The organism is Cytobacillus oceanisediminis, assembly GCF_022811925.1.
Taxonomy (GTDB): Bacteria; Bacillota; Bacilli; order Bacillales; family Cytobacillaceae; genus Cytobacillus; species Cytobacillus oceanisediminis_D.
Genome location: NZ_CP065511.1, coordinates 696,613 through 713,957, shown reverse-complemented (window position 1 = coordinate 713,957; position 17,345 = coordinate 696,613). Strand labels below are relative to the sequence as shown.

Here is a 17,345-nt window from a genome sequence, read left to right as displayed (position 1 = left end):
TCCATTCCTGTCATTAAAATGTTGTACCTATATGAGGAATAGAGAATTCCCCTAATTCCAGTTTTTCCAAGCTTGTTTGTTTTCCCGAGCAGATTTCCAGCAAATCGGCTATAACAGCTTCCGCCTGATCCGAAACCTCTCCTTCGCCGACTCTAAAATCAACAAGCTCGTCAAAATAATCATCTTGATTTTTAGGTGTTATCGTCATACATGGCAAAGCGGCTGAACCGGTAAGTACCCCCCTGCTGCTCACAATCATGACTATATTGCATCCGCTTGATGCCATATTTGACAATGCCTCAACAATATTTCCCGGAACGGTGATCAGATGCACGCCTCTTTCGGCAGGAATCTCACTATATCCAAGCAAACTCTTAATCGGGCTGGTGCCTGTCATCTCTGCTTCAAGAACTGCTTGTGACCTTTCCTTTTCGGAAAATCCCTGATAAGCAGGGGCTTCAGTGCTTATCTCTTTCCAGCGTTTCCGCTGCAGCCCTTCTCCCATTACCCTCAATCTATTTTTAACCTCTTCCCTTGCAGATCGTTCTGACAGAAGTCCCCCTGCTGGCTCTAAAGTTTTAGAGAGGCCCATGATGACATTGGCCCCATTATGGACCAATCTGTCAACAGCTTCTCCTATTACTGGAGCCACCTTAAATAAGGAGTCTTCATCAAGGTCAGCTGTTAAAATCCCTACTGTCAGTGAAGATAGCGGCATACGCTGACGCTCTTGGCCTGCTGCTTCTCTTGCCCATTGCTCAGCTATTTCGACACCTTTCTTAATTGTGTTTTCTCCTCCGGCCATCTGCTGAATTCCTATACCTTTCACAGGCTTTGTATCCGGTATGCTTTCAAGCAGTCCGCTGATTTGATTTGTTTCACAGCCCAATCCGACAAGAAGAGCTGAGTGCAGATTCGGATTTGAGGAGATGCCAACGAGCATGTTCTTAGTTAATTTAAAATCATCTCCAAGCTGCGCACAGCCATTGCCATGAACGAATGGAACCGTACCGGGAACCTTATCCGAGATTTCTTTGGCTACGACACTGGAACAAACAACTGAACAGATAATCCCAATGTGATTTCTAATTCCTACAGTTCCGTCTTCTCTGATAAAACCTTCAAAAGAATATTCCAACACCAAACTCCCCTTCCACTTACAGGAATTATATAAAAATTACAAAAATTTAAACAGCAGCATCTTCAATTGCTGGATCATGTTTTGCTTTTTGGTTTCCTTCAAACGATTCCACTTTTCCATCAATGCCTTTTTTCTTTTGATACTTATCCGCAAGAATTACAGCGATTGGAACAAGTAATGCCGTACTGATAGTCGCGATCGAAATTTGAGCAGAGGCAACAGCTACTAAATCCTGATAAACCTGAGCCTCGGCTGCTGTCATTAAGCCAGATCCAGCTGCAACCGATGCAGCCGCTGCAATGGCAGCGGGCGTTGCTACTGCATTGCCGGCAGTCGAAGCCTCTGCCCAAGGAGCGATATAACTTTTCTCCCGGAAAAGCTTGAATGTAAGCGCCATTGCTCCCCCTGAAATAATTACTGTCATTAACGCCAGGACAATCCCGGCTCCAACCACTTCCGGGTCAAAGAAGCTTGCCAAATTCATGCCTGCACCTAATGCGAAAGCAAAGAAAGGAATGACAAGTGTTTCACCTGCTGCCAGGAAATTTCGGATTTCATGGTCAAGGTTGCCTAAGATCATCCCAATTAAAATTGGCAGAAGAACAGCGATAAATGCAATAAGCGGGAAGTTAGCCCCCATTAATCCTAAAGCCATTAAGGTGAAAAACGGTCCATCGTTCAAAGAGAGAACGGCTGTAGCTCCTACATCCGAACGATTCCCATACTGCCCTGTCAACGCTGCATACATCCCTCCATTGCCATTTGTCATCGCTGCGATGATTGCCATGGTTGATAAACCAAGGAACCCGTTCACCGGATTTGACATTACACCCCAAAGCATTCCGATAAAAAAACCAGCCAAATACTTCGATGTTGTTAATAGCACACCCTTTTTTAAAGCTTTTCCCCCCACTCGGAGATTCATCTGGCTTCCTGCACAGAACAGGAATAAAGCACACAGGGTTAACGCACCATCTTTAAACAGCGCCTGCGTGAAGCCCCCTATTTTCAAAAATTCATAGTTTCCGTCCGGAGTAGGCGCTACACCTAAACCTTTTAGCAAATCCATAATAAAAGGAAGATGAAGCTGATCAATTGTATTTAATAAGGCTCCTAACAATAATGGCACAACCATCAGACCGCCTGGAACTTTGTCAATTGTCTGCTTGATTTGCATCTTAACACTCTCCTTATTCATATTAAAAATGTGATTTCTATATATGAAATCGTTTACAATTTGTTTTAATATAGCGGCTCTTAAGATGAGTGTGATATTTTTCATAAAATTTGAAGTGAACCTTTTTGAATATGGCTGCCAAATGAAATCCCCAAACAAAGGTGAGAGAATTACTTAGAGGTTAGCTGTGGATTTTCGTAGTTGTCCTGTTTGTGCAAAGAGTTATTTTTTTCTATTATGTTAGATAAAGTTCCGATGTTCTCAATTGTAATGGATATCTGATCCCCTTCTTTTAGCCATACTTGCGGATCTCTTCCCATGCCTACGCCCGGCGGTGTACCTGTAGCAATTAAATCTCCTGGTTTTAATGTCATCGATTGAGAGAGGAAAGAGACAATATATGGGATCTTGAATATCAAATTCTTCGTATTGGAATCCTGCATGATTTCATTATTTAAACGTAAAGAGATATTCAGATTATGCGGATCTCCTGCTTCATCCTTTGTTACGACAGCAGGCCCAATTGGCGCAAATGTATCTGCTGATTTTCCACGCGACCATTGGCCATCAGCAAATTGAAGATCCCTGGCACTTACATCATTCATAATGGTATAGCCAAAGATGTAATCCTCTGCCTCTTCTTCAGAAACACATTTTGCTTCCTTCCCAATAACAATTGCCAATTCCGCTTCAAAGTCCACCTGGGTGGAGTTGACAGGAAGTTCAATGGCATCACCTTCCCCGATGATGGCATTTGCATATTTTGAAAAAATAACTGGTGATGCTGGCGGTTCCAATCCTGTTTCTATGCAATGGTCAAGGTAGTTTAAACCGACACAAATGATTTTTTCGGGCTGTGTAATAGGAGCCAGTATTTCCACATCTGAAAGGGGCAATGATACATCCCTGTCATCCAGATCCAGTTCATTTTGCTCAAGCAGTGCCTGGATAGAAGGAAGAATGCTATCGCTCTGTTCAATAATCTGCTTTAAATCCCTCGGAATTTTCAATTCTGAGAAACTATCAATCTTGGTTTCTAAGGCATTTAAATCTATTATATGGTTTTCTTTTAAAACACCAATACGTGTCTCTGAGTCGATTCGAAAAGCGGCAAGTTTCATTTAAACCTTCTCCCCTTCTTTTAATTTGCTGCAGCTGCAGTGATAATCTTTGCAATTCCAAGACCTTCAGCGCCTAGTTTTGAAGTTTTGGCTTCAGGATAATAGCGTTCAATCATCTGAACACCGATAGCCGCCCGGCGTACCCGTTCTTGTACAAGAGAAATATTTGTTGCTTCCCACTGCTTACCGGAAGGATACACATCCGGGTGATTACGGAGACCAAATTTAATGTACACAGGTGCTAACACACGGATAATTTCCGGGATTTCATAGTATCGGAGAAAACCGCCAAAGTTGTCTGGAACCTCAACATATAAATCAATTGGAATATCAATTGCCTGGCGGATTGAGGCTAGTTTTGGCAGGGTCAGTGCTGTAGGAACGTTATAGGTTCCTGCCCCCAGATCTTGCATAAGTTTGATCGAAACCGGGTTAGCTGAGCCCATTTGCACTGATACTTTTACGACAAAATCCTCAGGAAGCTGACCTGCTTTTTTCATTTCTTTTGTCATTAACAGCAGGCCCTCATCTGCTACTAATGCACCTCTTAGACCTAATCGGGTACCCCTTTTTAAGTCTTCCATTGCGTAAACAAGCTGGTCTGCACCTTCATGGCGCAATGCCTGAGACTTCCCGGCAATAGTTAATGGCCCCGAACTTATATCCCAGGTTCCCCGCGGTCCCACAAACAGACTAAGTTCTATCCCTCTTTCTGCAGTCATTCTGCACATTTCCAGAATCTCATCATCTGTTTGCAGCATGATACCGCTTCCTTGGGATATCCGATGAACAGTGATGCCATAACGGTCAATCTCTTTTAACGTTTCTTTTAAAGCAGCCGGGCCTTCTACACTCGGCAGTTCAATTCTGTACTGTGCACCATCTGGAAATGTTTTGTTAGAAGAAGGCAGTTCCGAAAAGTCTGTGGATGGATAACCTAGTTTTTCAAGTAATTCTCTAGATTCTTTCATTATTTGACCCTACTTTCGTTTCAATAGTTTGTAAGAGTGCTGTTACCTTATCTGACAGTTCCTTAGGATATATATCAAACGGAGGGCGATTGCCTGCATTAACACGAAACCACCTTTGGTGCACCGCTTCTTTCACTGCAATAAAAAATGATGGGCAGAGCGTGTAAATATCCATTAAATGTGATAATTTTCGGTGCTGCTGTTCGGCCTTTGCCAGATTGCCATTCCGGTATTCTTCATATAAACTGACTGAAATTTCAGGAGCAAAGCTGGCTGTTCCATTTATGCTTCCTGCCGTTCCAATCATTTGGCCCGGCAATAAATGCTCATCAAATGCGGTAAAAACCATAAAGTCACTTCGGACCTTTGTTACTTCCTTGATCATCTGGCGAATGTGGACAAAGTCATTTATAGTTTCCTTAATCCCGCATATATTCTGGTAATCTATCGATAATTTTTTTACAAGGTCTGCCGAGAGCGATTGTCCGCTAAGAGAAGGGATATTATATAAAATGACTGGCAGGGATGTATTTTCAGCAATAGCTCCATAAAAACCATATAGCTGTTCTTCTGAAAGCGGCCAATAGTACGGGTTGACTGCAAGTACTGCATCTGCTCCCTGTTCCTCAGCAAAAGTGCACAAATTAAGCACTTCGCATAAAGCTGTATGGCCTATTCCCACCAAAACAGGAACCCGTTGATTAATATGCTTAGTCATTTCTTTTACATATAATTTCCGCTCCTCCATGGTTAATGAGGTAAATTCACCCGTGCTGCCCATTAATAAAATGCCATGCACACCCTCGTTAATTAACTCATCGAGATATCTTTTGTTTAAGTCCAAATCCAGGTTTCCATCTTCATCGAATAATGTAACAACCGGCGGTATGATTCCATGAAACCGCATTCATTCTTCCCTCCAATCAATCCTTATCATTTGAGATGGCAAAGCAGGGACAAAAATCCCCTGGCTTTACCGGCATTATCCTTTTATAAATACGGTTTTAATAGCAGTAAAGAACTCCTTTGCTGCTTCTCCCTGTTCACGGGATCCTGTACTCGATGCTTTCATCCCTCCAAACGGGGCCTGAAGCTCTACTCCAGCACTTTCAGCATTGATGCGGACAAGGCCTGCTTCAATCTCATCAATAAATTCAAGGAATGAGCTAATATTGGAAGTAAAGATGGATGCACTTAAGCCATACTTTGTATCATTGGCAATTGCGATTGCTTCTTCTAAATTAATTGCTTTTATAAGAGCAATAACTGGACCAAAGATTTCTTCCTGTGCGATGGTCATCTCAGACTTTACATCTTCAAAAATAGCCGGAGAGATAAAATATCCTTTTTTAAGCTCTCCTCTGGTCAAAGCCTCTCCTCCGTATACTAGTGAAGCACCCTCACTCTTTGCCAGCTCAATATATTTCTTTACTGTATTAAACTGACTTTCGCTTGCACAAGGTCCCATCCAGATTCCTTCCTGCATGCCATCGCCTACGGTTATCTTTTTTGTTTCTGCAACTAGCTTTTCTTTAAAGTCATCGTAGACATCCGCTTCAACAATTACGCGGCTGGAAGCTGTACATTTCTGACCAGTAGAACGAAATCCGCCGCTGATTACCGCTTCAACAGCTGCATCTAAATCAGCATCTTTCGCAACAATAACTGGGTTCTTCCCCCCCATTTCCAGCTGGAATTTGATTCCGCGAGCCGCTGCTGATTTAGCAACACCTTCGCCAACGGTTTCAGACCCTGTAAAGGAAATAGCATTTAGCAATTTATGATCAATAAGAGCCTGGCCAATAACAGCACCTGACCCAGTAATAAAATTAAGAACTCCTTCTGGAAGCCCGGCTTTAGCAAAGCACTCCACTACCTTCGCTGCAGTTACAGCAGCTTCAGAAGCAGGTTTATACACAACAGTGTTCCCATAAATCAAAGCAGGAGCTATTTTCCAAATAGGAATAGCAACAGGAAAATTCCAAGGAGTAATAATGCCTGCCACACCCAATGGCGCCCTTTTTGTGAACATAAGAGCATCTTTATCTGTTGATGGAATGACATCCCCTTCCTTTCTCATCCCTTCTCCTGCATAATAACGGAGGATAGCAATCCCTCTCGCAGTTTCCCCTTTTGCTTCTGGAAGTGTTTTTCCCATTTCCCGTGTCATTGTTTCAGCTATATCATTCAGGTTTTCTTCCAATATGTTTGCTGCTTTGTATAAGAACTGCCCCCGTGCTGCCTGGCCAAGCCTTCGCCACGCTTTTTTCGCCTTATGTGCTGCCTGAACTGCATGCTCGAGATCTTCACGGGAAGAATTCTGCACGATCCCTACTACCTCATCTTTATTTGCCGGATTAAAACTTTTGATCGATTCCTTCGTTCCTGACTCTACCCACTCGTTATTAATAAAATTTTGATAGACTTTCTCTTTGATTTCAATTTGCATCCTTTCTCCGCTCCTTTTTAAGAATTATTCAATCATCTGTTTCTGATTGCCCGTATAACCGGCATATTGGGATAACCGGTTTGCGAGGTTTAATATTTCCTCCTTCGCTGCATCCTTTTTCTGCTCCCAGCTATTCGTCATCATTGTAAAACTGACTCCTGCAATAATATTATTTTCGTAGTTATAGACCGGCGCAGCCACACAATGAAACCCTAGTGAGGCTTCCTGGTTCTCGATTGCATAACCATTCTTCTTTGCTGCATTGACGTTTTCATATAGATCGTCGATATTGGAGATTGTAAAAGGTGTCTTCTTCTCAAACTTGCTGCTTGGAAATATCTCCTCTAGCTCATTTTTGTCATATTGAGTCAGCTGAATTTTACCGATCGCAGAGGCATATGCCGGAAAACGCATGCCGGGATCTGTTACAAGCCGGACTCTTGAATCCCCTTCCATTTTTCCTAAATAAACAACGTTTCCTTTCTCTAACATTCCCAGCTGGATATGCTCATTTATTTTTGAAACAGACACGCTAGCTTCCTTATAAAAGGACTGCAATATATTGAACTGCTTAAAGTACGCGGCACTTAGCGCACCCAAAGCAGGTCCAAGTGAATATGTATCCCCTTCCTCCTTCACAATCCAACGCAGGGTTTCTAACGTATTTAACAAGGAGAATAAAGAGCTCTTATTAATACCCAGCTGCTTGGATATGTCGATCAGGCGCAATTGATTGGGACGCTCGCCAATGAGAGCTAAAATGTTATTTGCCTTTTCTAATGCTGGAACCCAATATTTTTCTTTCATGAATATCTTTCACCTCTAAATGGTTTATTATAATAAACCAGGTTTTAAATTTTAAACCTAAACCTAGTTTAACATACTAATTTAAATTTTCAAATAATTTGTTCAATTATTTTTTCTAGAAAAAATTCGTTAAATTTTCCTTTTGCTCTGAAAGAATACATAATAAACTTTAGGGCGATAATGTAAAATTCACTAATAATTATCAGTCAGTATTTTCTCCCTTCATTATTAATAATTGTAACAGGAGCCTCAAAACATGGATAAACACCAAACCAGCCTAAAACCATTCATTTCACTCATACTATCAACAAAAATACCAAAGACTGCCCTCATCATTGGTTTAACAGCCAGTATTTTAACCACATTGACTGGCCTTCTCGTACCGCTGCTGACCAAAAACCTGGTGGACGGTTTTTCTGTTGAATCTTTAAGCGTTCCACTCATGGCCGGAATTGGGGCAGCCTTTATCGTCCAGGCCATCATCAGCGGGATCTCTATCTACCTGCTCAGCTATGTCGGCCAAAAAGTGGTGGCACGGCTTCGGTATCGGATGTGGATGAAGCTCATAAGGCTGCCGGTCAGTTATTTTGATAAGCAATCCAGCGGCCAGACTGTTAGCCGCGTAGTTAATGATACTAGCATTGTCAGGGAGCTGATTACCAATCACTTTCCGCAATTTATTACCGGTATTATCAGTATTATCGGTGCAATTATTATCCTGCTTGTGATGGACTGGAAAATGACACTGCTGATGCTCACTTCTGTTCCTATTACATTGGCAATTATGATTCCACTCGGCCGAAAGATGGCAAAAATATCTCGGGGCCTTCAAGATGAAACTGCCATCTTTACCGGAAACATTACCCAAACACTCGGTGAAATCCGTTTAATGAAGTCTTCTACTGCAGAACAAAATGAAGAAGAAAAAGGATTGGATGGCATAGACAAACTGCTTGGCTACGGTTTGCGGGAAGCCCGCATTTTTGCGATGATTGGCCCGACTATGTACCTGATCATGATGGTTGTTATCGTCATGATCATCGCCTATGGAGGCATGCGTGTGGCCAGCGGAACGATGTCAACGGGTTCTCTTGTAGCCTTTTTGCTGTACTTGTTCCAGATTATTATGCCAATCACCTCATTTGCGATGTTTTTTACTCAGCTGCAAAAAGCGAAAGGCGCCACAGAACGGATCATAGAAATTTTGGAGGAGCCGTTAGAAGATGGACAAGACGGCATCGAAATGGATATCAGCAGCAAGCCGATTACAATCGACAATGTCTCTTTCTCCTATAGCGCAGAAGAGAGTGTTCTTGAAAATATCTCACTGGAAGCCCAGCCAGGTCAGATGATTGCACTGGCGGGTCCAAGCGGAAGCGGAAAAACCACCCTGTTTGGTTTGCTTGAACGATTTTACGAGCCAGCTGCTGGTGAAATTAAAATTGGCGATACACCCATCCAGCAGATTTCCCTTAAATCCTGGCGCAGCCAAATCGGCTATGTTTCACAGGAAAGCGCCATGATGGCAGGTACGATCCGTGAGAATTTATGCTATGGACTGGAAAATCCCGAAAGCATTGCGGATGAAGAATTATGGGAAGTTGCGAAAATGGCTTACGCCGATCAATTCATTGCCGATTTTCCAAAGGGGCTTGATACAGAAGTTGGTGAGCGGGGTGTGAAGCTTTCCGGAGGACAAAGGCAACGTATTGCTATAGCGCGGGCTTTCCTGCGCGACCCTAAAATATTGATGATGGACGAAGCTACCGCCAGCCTGGACAGCCAATCTGAAGGCATCGTCCAGCAGGCCCTTATCCGCCTAATGGAGGGCCGGACAACTTTCGTCATCGCCCACCGCCTTTCCACAATTGTCGACGCAGACCAAATTGTTTTCATCGAAAAAGGCCAGGTCACAGGCATCGGCACACATTCCGAATTGACACAATCACATGATTTATATCGTGAATTTGCCGAGCAGCAGCTTGCATAAGATGTGGCCAGTCTATCAAAGACTGGCCTTCTTGATTTTGCCCCCTATTAAAACCGAAATCTTATGATAAAATGTGACAAATTATCCATATAAACAAGAAGGTGAATTCCTTATAATGGAATTAAGATCTCAGTTAGTCATGCCAATCCAAAAGGAGGCTAAAGACTATGCCATCAGATCACACACTTAACATGCTTGAAACATTGAAATATTATTGTGACTCTCAAATCACTCAGACCTTTTCAAATGACAAACAGCAGGTTTTATCTGTCTGTTATTTGAAAAACAATCACTCTTTTGAAATTACCTACACAGAAACTAATATAAAGAAAAATTTCCGCCACATTGAATCAGCAGCAGAAGCAATCGAAAAAGCTTTAAGGTGATTAAGACATCCTTAAAGCTTTTTTTGATTGTTCTCTTTCATGTAATTTGCGAGATGCAGGATACCACTCCAAGCATCTTTTCATTTAAGGGGAAATCATACTGCAGCCTAAATCAATCAAACGTTTGATTGACTTTTTTCTGCCTGTTATAAGGCTTTCTCAGCCTGAAGAACTCTCGTAATTTCCTTGCTGTCTTTTGTCAGTATGTCTTTCACATTTGGTCCAAACCATTCCAGGGAAGCATCCATTTCTATCAAATTCGAAGCTTCTCTTAAGAACATCCTGTAATCTACCGCTCCTTCAAATAATGAAACCATGCCTTCCCTGCTGCCCGCTGCTGCATAGACATTATTAGGAGCAAACACGCCAAGCTGGGAGCGGGACTGAATATTTTTAAAATGAAAGTGCGAAATATATGACCGCAGCTGTTTTAGCGCAAAGAGCGGGTCCACTCCTGATTCCCATATATGAAGCACATCAAAATTAACCCTTAGCGCTGAATGGCCCGTTTCCTCAATGAGCTGAAGCGTGGAGGATGGATTGTCTGTCAGTGTATTAGGATGCGTTTCAACCAGAAGCATCTGTCCTTCGGCTTCAGCTATTTTGCAGAGCATTTTCATGCGCGAAACCAATTCGATTCTTTCCAGCCTGCTGATATCCGCACTGCCTTTTGTCCCGGCAAACGTCCTTATTTTCTTCGTTCCCCACCTATGCGCCAGTGCACATAATCTTTGCATTTCTGTCATTAAAACCGGAAGCGGCGCATCAAGAGGCAAATAGTCGCTCAGCATGGTCGTTTCAAGATTATAGGAACTAAGCCACTCACTGCCATAATGAATATCTTCCGCCAGGTTTTTGGCATGCACACCCCATAGTTCTATCCCCTGGAATCCATTTGTCTGGGCATAGTGTGCGATTTGGTCAATGGACTGAAGATGATGCCGGAATGAGATGGTGCAGAGAGATAGCTTCATAGAATTGCCTCCTTAATATTTTGGGATCGCTGCAGTTTAATCCAGGCTTCAAAGCTTTTCTGCAATCCCTGCTTGATTTTAAACTCCAGGATATTCAGTTCATCCAGTTTTAAAGAAATTTCATTTTTTAAACCCAGGTTTCCTGTCATGGCAAGCTTCATCGCCCGATATTGGATAACCGTATATCCTTTTACGAGCTTCTCAATTTCATTACACCAGGCTTCAAAGCCTTCCTCCTCATACCCAAGTGAATCCCAGAAAAATGCAAAAGCATGTTCATAGGCGTATTTCCGGATGGCGAGGACAGGGAGTTCCCTTAATGCGAATGTCAATCCTGATAGAGGATAGTTTTCGCTTCCGGATGAATATAGATCGACAATCTTTCCAACAGCATCAGTCATTGGGTTGCAGTCAAGCTTAATGCATGTATTAAAATATGCCTCCACTGTTTCTGCAGATGGGGGAATGATATTGGCTGCATCAAAGAAATATCCCCCTTCAGCAGAAGGATCCTCAATAGCTGCCAAAATCCGCTCCTTCGGCAGACTTCCTTCCCAGCGGAAGTCTGGATCATACATAAACCATTCCTCTTCGTTCCCTGTCATTTCCAGCATCACATAATGCGGAAATGGACTTTGATGAAACTTATTCTCCCTTTCAGGCAGCTTGGACAAATCCAGCATCACCATTACATACTGTTGGTGCTTCTTGTTCTCAAGCAGGCTCAGAAGCTTGTTTATATTTTCCTGTTTGCTGCGTTTTTCGTCATACCATCTATATAGCTTAATTCCATACAGCATTTCATACCATTGGTGGAAAAAATCATGGTCGATCCGTTTGGAATGATAGGTCAGAACTCCATTATCCAATACATCGAAATCAGCATCCCATACTCCGAAATAATAAGGTCTGTGATCGGCCCCTTCCGTTTTTTTGACTGCCTCGCATACACAGCTCACAAAACAATGGACTTTAATCATAAGAAGCCTCCGCTGTGACAGGCTTCTGCAGGCGATTCAGAAAGTCGGCCAGGCTTCCTACGGTTCTGAAATCTTTTGGCACCAGCATTTCATCCGGGATATCAAAGCCAAGATCCACTTCCAAATGAAGAATAAGCTGCAGGATCATGATGGAATCCATATATAAATCTTCATTTAAACGGGCATCCTCATGAAAGGCTGCCATCGAAGGCAGTTCTAATTGATGCTGCATAATATCGTATAAGGCCAGTAAAATTTCTTCTCTTGTCATGCCAGCACTCCTTCTCCCAGCCTTTTCCTGCTGATTTTGCCATTCGGGAGCTTTTCGATTTCTTCTGTCTGGATAAATTCCATCGGGATTTGGTAAGGAGCGAGATATTCCCTGCACCACTCCCGCAGTTCCTGCTCCTCTATAGGCTGGGTGCAAACATACTGTGCACAGACTCTTTCTCCGGAAAGCGGATGGATTTTTTTATAAACCACTGCTTCTGCAATTCTTGGTTCTGCCATCAGGACATCTTCCACCTCTTGCGGATATACGTTCAATCCCGCTACATTAATGGTGTCATCCATTCTTGCAAGAAATGACAGGACACCGTCTTCCACATAGCCAAGGTCCTTAGTAAAGATGGTTTTTTCAGAATCACGGATGATAATTTCACCAGGGTATTCTCTGCTTCCAGCTTCAACATTAACATGAGGAAGCGGATAGCCCATTTCACGGGGGTCACTTACATCCGGGTGAATGGCCACACACCCTGCCTCCGAACATCCATACTGCTGAAGAACCCGGTTTGTAATACTCTTTAAAGATTCCAGCCAGACGGATGGCATTAGGGTGCCCGATGTCATCACACAATCGAACCGCGCGCCATCACGAATCAGAAGTGTTAATGTATGCAAAAGCGCAGGAGCTCCATAGAGAATATGCTTCGGATGTTCCTTTATTTTTTTAAGCACATACTTAGGGTTCATATTTGACAGAATGACCGGTTCTGCACCGCGCCTTAAGCTTGCAAATACGCCGCAGATCAGCCCATATGAATGAGTAACCGGACAGGCAACAATAGAAGTTGTCTGATGATCTGCCGGCAATACAGAAACATAGCTTTCCAGTTCAAGCTCGATGCAATCCCAGCTGCGTTCAATACATTTTGGTGCACCGGTCGTACCCGAACTCATTTGGACCAGGACACCTTCACGGGCATTTTTTTGTTCTGACAGCTCAATCGGTGTATGAGTATTTCCGTAAAGCAAGATATGGCTTCCAGCCGATGAAGCCACTCGGATTGCCCCTTCTTTCGGCACGGAAGGATGGATCGGAACAATGGATCCCCCTTTTCTGCGTACAAATAAACAAAGAGCGAGCCATTGAAACACATCCGGCATACAAACAGCTAATCTTCTATTCCCGCAATCTCTTAAATGAGGAGTGTTTTCAAATTCTGTATATTGCTGCTCAAGGTCATCTAATGTATAGTATTGATCATTTACAAAAAACATCTCAATTCTCCTTTTGATGATTATCTTAAAGTGAAACTTCAATCAGTGGGGTGCCTTCCCCCACTGATTGTTAGTTGAGGCCCACAGGAAGTGGGTCACAAAGACGTTGCCACAGGATGTGGCGTCCTTAGTCTTTGTTCTTCTTTCGGGCCTTTACGGGCAGTTGGACTCCCAATTATCACCCTTCGATTCCTCTAAGTCTTAAAGAGGGAGTCTTACTGCCCGTTAGACTGCGATAAAGAGTTTTTGACATAATGGCGAAAACCGCCTGCCTCTTCTTTTTGAACTTTTCTCTTCAGCAGTGACTCCGCATAAATTACCGGTGCAGTATGCTGCAGCAGATAATTTCGGAATATCAATTCCGGATAACAGCTCAGGTGCTCCGTTAAAGCTTCTCCTGTCAGCTTCCAAAATTGCTGCTCGCTGAAGCCATATTGCTCTTCAAGTACATAGGACAGTTCAGACAGATGAAAAACAAATAATGTATCCATTGCCAGTTCTCTAAGCGATTCAATAGAAGACATCCAATAATACTGATCTTCCCTGCCTTTTTTAAATTGGTCATGAATGCCCGCAAAGTCTGGAATACGGCTTGGCTCCGCCAAAAAGTCATCGCAATACTCAACGCTGTCATGAAAATCTCTCAGTGCGACACGTGTTGGCCAGCCGTCCTTATGAAGAAGTATCATATTCTGGGCATGCGCCTCAACAGCAATTCCATGCGCGGACAGCAAATGCCAGACAGGAACCACACATACTTCCACAAGCCTTTTCAGCCATTTTTCAATTCCATAGCGCTTCAGCCATTCGTCAATAAACAGAAATCCGTCCCTCTCCATTAATGGCAAAGCCGTACAAGGCACCGCCGCTTCATCTTCTTCCATATAAAGCCGGATGCTCTCTCTCCATATAGCTCCGAGCTTTGCGCAAGGTTCTTCCTCCCCAGGTTGATAAGCAATCCCTGCGTATTCCTTAAGAATGACCAAAGAAGCTTCATCTTTTAAAAATGGATCTCCTTTCACTGTATCTGCTATCCATTTGGAAATATGGGGTGCGGCACAAACAGCGTGTGTGTCCAAAGTTCTTAGCGATGAAGTGTTCACCATATTCATCGATAGTTTCACATGAGCTTTTTCTGGATTTGTCATATTCCATAGAGTACGGACGGACTGTGTTGACCGATAAAAATCTCCGCTGCTTCCCAGAAGCACTATATCTGCATCAGCATTTGCAAACTTCACCTGCCAGGGGTGAATGGGCAGAAATGTGTAGTCTTCAAAGGTTTTGCCGATATGCTGCAATTCAGCAAGCAATTGCCCAAACATTGAAGGGCCAAGTTCCCGCTCCCAGAAGCTTTTTTCATCTTCCAGCAATTCTATTCTGGCATTCATACGTCTGACAGCTGCCCATTGCAGCTCGAAGAACTGCCTTGCTTCCGGCCCATATGCCGCATGATCCCCAAGTGTAAATCCGCTTCTCGCCTTATAGCAGGGGTGGTAGGGATGCCCTTCCCATATCTCTGATTCCAGTTCTTCATAGCTGAAATTTCTCCTGGAAATATAATGCAATAGATGAGTTTCATTCCACTCACTCAGCAGAATGGTTTGTTCCAGCTCATTAATAAGCTGACTCCTTTTTTTCGGATCTGCAATAAGGTCTTCAGCCAATTCCTCAATGGTGGTTTCTGTTCGCGAGCCATCATGGTGGACGGAGCGAATGCTTCCTTCTATTAAACGAACACGGTCAAACGAAGCAATTTTCCCCTCACAGCAGTATGTTCGCTCGTTTCCGAAAATCGTAAAATGTAAGTGCAGATCTTCTGGCCGGTCAGCCGACTTGGCATAATCCATTAATCCTTCAAAAATGATGGCCTCCATGAGCTGCCTGATTACTCTTCTCTCAAAAGTTTTAGACAATGGCGGATGCAGCTTCAGCATAGGTTTCCTCCTTCTTCATGGTGGCCAATGGATTTGGCAAATAAGTGTAAACCGCTTGTTCGTTCTTTGCCATCAGCTCATCAACATCATGAAAGCGGGTTAAAAGATTGGCTTTATACGATAATTTCTCAGATTGAAGAACATGCCGAATGAAATCTTTCCCCTGTCCAGACAGCTCTTTTTCCAGAGAGCAAAGCTGGTTTCGACACCATTGGATTAAACGGTCCTCACTGATGAGACCATCCTGCCCAAGTCTTGAAATGACTGAAAAAAGCTGATTCATAAACAGATAATACGTAAATCTTTCCTGAATGAGAGCATCCTCATAGAAGAGCTCCGGGCATTCTTCCAATTCAGGCAGCAGTTTGCAAAGGTTCTCTCTATGGAGATTTGATAGATAATATCCTTGATTATCCCGGTAAAAATAAGTTTCCGGGTATCCGGAAGAAAGGTCCAAAACGCTATTCTGCTGATGAGCCTCTAACGCCAGCCCATGTTCATCATATAAACGGATGAGAGGCTCCATTGCACATTTCCAATATTTCCGGAACCAGTCCATGCTGACATCCCGGATATTACGAGATTCTCCCAAGGCTATCCTCTCAATGGTTCGGTGCAGCCTTGAACGAATGCCAGGCAAAGGATCCTGAACCAATGCCGCAATGGAAGTTACTCTCTTCTGTTTTTTTTCCTGAAATGGATTAGATCGCAGTATAACTTCAAAGCCTGATTCCTTCTGACCAGGAAATATGGCAGTAATATAGGCTGGATCATCAATCATCCGGAAAACCGGATGTTTTTCTGTAAATCGGATTTTCTTTATTAACTCCGCCATGACGGTGCCTGCCCTTAACTCATGGAAGCGATTCTTCCTTAGCGAATTTGTGATTTTTACCGGGACCGAAAACTTATACATCCACTCCTCTTCAGGATTGTAAACAGTCCTGATGGAAGAAGTAGCTGAATAATCAGGCCCCATACTGCCAAGGTCCTTTATAAGGTTCTTCTCTATTGCCTCTCTGACATACTCCTGCTGCAAAAGCCATTGGGCCTGAAGAGGGTGCATTGGAATGAGGCATTCCTTTTCCGGAACAGTAAGGTGCGGCATTGATTTTCTTATCGATTGAAGGATAATTTGACTTGCAGTTTCCTGGTCATTAGAGGATTCTTTTACCATCTCCCGGTCAATTTGGAAATAATGGAGCTGAAACTGCCCCTTTAATTCTGGCGCGTAGCTTGGCTGCTGCCATCCAGTCATTCCTTGCCTGCTTTTCGGTGTAGGGTGAAGCCAGTGCCCAAACAGGAGCGATTGCTCTGCTTCAATGAAAGTACAATCTTCGGAATACAGGCTGTCCTCATCATTCATTCTCGCTTCAATATATGCCGCCATTGTTTGGTAGCTCTCAATCACCCTCAGCACAAGTTCATCAAAATGGGATGCAAGTTCATGACAGCCATTAGCTTTGGCCATTAAATGCATCTCATGGATAAGTGTAATCATCATCGGCAGTCTATCCTGATGAATCCATTCCCGCCGATTAGAACAATATTTAAGTGCATGACCGATTACATGTCTTCCTGTTCGTGAACGGTAAAGGACTTCGACAGCGAATTTAACGGACTGACCAGATAATTCTATTTCTGCTACCGACTCCCCTGAAAGAGGGATGGATAGCTGCTGTTCCTGAATCCACTCCCTGCTTTCCATCCAATGCCCGCTGTCCACTTCCCGCAAATAACTATTAATAAAAGCTTGAAACGTTGCATTTTCTGCAATTTGTTTGGCTGAATGATGCATAATTCCATCCTTTCACCGAGTCTTTAGACCTAGTAATTGATAACCATTCTCAATAACAGTTAAAAAATTTGATTCTTTTCCATGAAAAGAATCAAGATAATGGAGAGGACG

Annotated in this window: 15 protein-coding genes; 2 read left to right on the top strand and 13 right to left on the bottom strand. The window is 43.2% G+C overall.

Going from position 1 to position 17,345, the window contains the following annotated elements; translation table 11 throughout:
- Nucleotides 1-13: 13 nt before the first annotated feature.
- The 7 genes from IRB79_RS03615 to IRB79_RS03585 all read right to left on the bottom strand — a co-directional run bounded on the left by IRB79_RS03615 (nucleotide 14) and on the right by IRB79_RS03585 (nucleotide 7,666).
- On the bottom strand, nucleotides 14-1,141 hold the full coding sequence (locus IRB79_RS03615; protein WP_243506784.1) for a UxaA family hydrolase: 1,128 nt from the start codon (nucleotides 1,139-1,141) through the stop codon (nucleotides 14-16).
- A gap of 46 nt (nucleotides 1,142-1,187) precedes the next feature.
- Nucleotides 1,188-2,318 (bottom strand): 2-keto-3-deoxygluconate permease, encoded by a 1,131-nt coding sequence (locus tag IRB79_RS03610; protein WP_243506782.1) that lies wholly within the window; start codon nucleotides 2,316-2,318, stop codon nucleotides 1,188-1,190.
- 170 nt (nucleotides 2,319-2,488) lie between these two features.
- Nucleotides 2,489-3,439: a fumarylacetoacetate hydrolase family protein gene (locus IRB79_RS03605; RefSeq protein ID WP_243506781.1), complete on the bottom strand. Its 951-nt coding sequence runs from the start codon at nucleotides 3,437-3,439 to the stop codon at nucleotides 2,489-2,491.
- Nucleotides 3,440-3,459: 20 nt separating this feature from the next.
- A complete protein-coding gene (locus IRB79_RS03600; protein ID WP_243506780.1) occupies nucleotides 3,460-4,410 on the bottom strand; it encodes a U32 family peptidase in 951 nt (316 codons plus the stop codon).
- Complete coding sequence (locus tag IRB79_RS03595; protein ID WP_243506779.1) at nucleotides 4,397-5,317, bottom strand: dihydrodipicolinate synthase family protein; 921 nt, start codon at nucleotides 5,315-5,317, stop codon at nucleotides 4,397-4,399. The genes IRB79_RS03600 and IRB79_RS03595 overlap by 14 nt, the downstream gene beginning before the upstream one ends.
- 75 nt (nucleotides 5,318-5,392) lie before the next feature.
- Nucleotides 5,393-6,859 carry an alpha-ketoglutaric semialdehyde dehydrogenase GucD gene (gene gucD, locus IRB79_RS03590; protein ID WP_243506778.1) on the bottom strand — a complete coding sequence of 489 codons (1,467 nt, stop codon included), beginning with the start codon at nucleotides 6,857-6,859 and terminating at the stop codon, nucleotides 5,393-5,395.
- Nucleotides 6,860-6,883: 24 nt separating this feature from the next.
- Complete coding sequence (locus IRB79_RS03585) at nucleotides 6,884-7,666, bottom strand: IclR family transcriptional regulator (protein WP_243506777.1); 783 nt, start codon at nucleotides 7,664-7,666, stop codon at nucleotides 6,884-6,886.
- A 256-nt stretch (nucleotides 7,667-7,922) separates the two neighbouring features.
- Here IRB79_RS03585 and IRB79_RS03580 point away from each other — a divergent pair, with 256 nt between their 5' ends.
- Both IRB79_RS03580 and IRB79_RS03575 read left to right on the top strand, forming a co-directional pair.
- Complete coding sequence (locus IRB79_RS03580; protein ID WP_243506776.1) at nucleotides 7,923-9,656, top strand: ABC transporter ATP-binding protein; 1,734 nt, start codon at nucleotides 7,923-7,925, stop codon at nucleotides 9,654-9,656.
- A gap of 167 nt (nucleotides 9,657-9,823) precedes the next feature.
- Nucleotides 9,824-10,042, top strand: a complete 219-nt coding sequence (locus IRB79_RS03575) for a hypothetical protein (protein WP_243506774.1) — start codon at nucleotides 9,824-9,826, stop codon at nucleotides 10,040-10,042.
- Between the two features lie 146 nt (nucleotides 10,043-10,188).
- On the opposite strand, the gene IRB79_RS03570 is transcribed toward IRB79_RS03575, so the two are convergent.
- From IRB79_RS03570 to IRB79_RS03545, 6 genes are all read right to left on the bottom strand, one after another.
- The gene (locus IRB79_RS03570) at nucleotides 10,189-11,016 is read right to left on the bottom strand and encodes a sugar phosphate isomerase/epimerase family protein (protein ID WP_243506772.1); all 828 of its coding nucleotides are present in this window, start codon (nucleotides 11,014-11,016) and stop codon (nucleotides 10,189-10,191) included.
- Nucleotides 11,013-11,996 (bottom strand): DUF6005 family protein, encoded by a 984-nt coding sequence (locus IRB79_RS03565; RefSeq protein WP_243506770.1) that lies wholly within the window; start codon nucleotides 11,994-11,996, stop codon nucleotides 11,013-11,015. Before IRB79_RS03565 ends, IRB79_RS03570 begins: the two co-directional genes overlap by 4 nt.
- Entirely contained in the window at nucleotides 11,989-12,267 is a 279-nt protein-coding gene (gene asbD, locus IRB79_RS03560; RefSeq protein ID WP_243506768.1) for a petrobactin biosynthesis protein AsbD, read from the bottom strand. The genes IRB79_RS03565 and asbD overlap by 8 nt, the downstream gene beginning before the upstream one ends.
- Nucleotides 12,264-13,499, bottom strand: a complete 1,236-nt coding sequence (locus IRB79_RS03555) for an AMP-binding protein (RefSeq protein ID WP_243506767.1) — start codon at nucleotides 13,497-13,499, stop codon at nucleotides 12,264-12,266. Before IRB79_RS03555 ends, asbD begins: the two co-directional genes overlap by 4 nt.
- Nucleotides 13,500-13,714: 215 nt before the next feature.
- Complete coding sequence (locus tag IRB79_RS03550; RefSeq protein ID WP_243506766.1) at nucleotides 13,715-15,436, bottom strand: IucA/IucC family protein; 1,722 nt, start codon at nucleotides 15,434-15,436, stop codon at nucleotides 13,715-13,717.
- Nucleotides 15,408-17,234 (bottom strand): IucA/IucC family protein, encoded by a 1,827-nt coding sequence (locus IRB79_RS03545; protein ID WP_243506765.1) that lies wholly within the window; start codon nucleotides 17,232-17,234, stop codon nucleotides 15,408-15,410. Before IRB79_RS03545 ends, IRB79_RS03550 begins: the two co-directional genes overlap by 29 nt.
- Between the last annotated feature and the right edge of the window lie 111 nt (nucleotides 17,235-17,345).

Coding starts and splice junctions, on each gene's coding strand:
- IRB79_RS03610 (WP_243506782.1), bottom strand. CDS start 2,318: ATGCAAATCAAGCAGACAATTGACAAAGTTCCAGGCGGTCTGATGGTT.
- IRB79_RS03605 (WP_243506781.1), bottom strand. CDS start 3,439: ATGAAACTTGCCGCTTTTCGAATCGACTCAGAGACACGTATTGGTGTT.
- IRB79_RS03600 (WP_243506780.1), bottom strand. CDS start 4,410: ATGAAAGAATCTAGAGAATTACTTGAAAAACTAGGTTATCCATCCACA.
- IRB79_RS03595 (WP_243506779.1), bottom strand. CDS start 5,317: ATGCGGTTTCATGGAATCATACCGCCGGTTGTTACATTATTCGATGAA.
- gucD (WP_243506778.1), bottom strand. CDS start 6,859: ATGCAAATTGAAATCAAAGAGAAAGTCTATCAAAATTTTATTAATAAC.
- IRB79_RS03585 (WP_243506777.1), bottom strand. CDS start 7,666: ATGAAAGAAAAATATTGGGTTCCAGCATTAGAAAAGGCAAATAACATT.
- IRB79_RS03580 (WP_243506776.1), top strand. CDS start 7,923: ATGGATAAACACCAAACCAGCCTAAAACCATTCATTTCACTCATACTA.
- IRB79_RS03575 (WP_243506774.1), top strand. CDS start 9,824: ATGCCATCAGATCACACACTTAACATGCTTGAAACATTGAAATATTAT.
- IRB79_RS03570 (WP_243506772.1), bottom strand. CDS start 11,016: ATGAAGCTATCTCTCTGCACCATCTCATTCCGGCATCATCTTCAGTCC.
- IRB79_RS03565 (WP_243506770.1), bottom strand. CDS start 11,996: ATGATTAAAGTCCATTGTTTTGTGAGCTGTGTATGCGAGGCAGTCAAA.
- asbD (WP_243506768.1), bottom strand. CDS start 12,267: ATGACAAGAGAAGAAATTTTACTGGCCTTATACGATATTATGCAGCAT.
- IRB79_RS03555 (WP_243506767.1), bottom strand. CDS start 13,499: ATGTTTTTTGTAAATGATCAATACTATACATTAGATGACCTTGAGCAG.
- IRB79_RS03550 (WP_243506766.1), bottom strand. CDS start 15,436: ATGCTGAAGCTGCATCCGCCATTGTCTAAAACTTTTGAGAGAAGAGTA.
- IRB79_RS03545 (WP_243506765.1), bottom strand. CDS start 17,234: ATGCATCATTCAGCCAAACAAATTGCAGAAAATGCAACGTTTCAAGCT.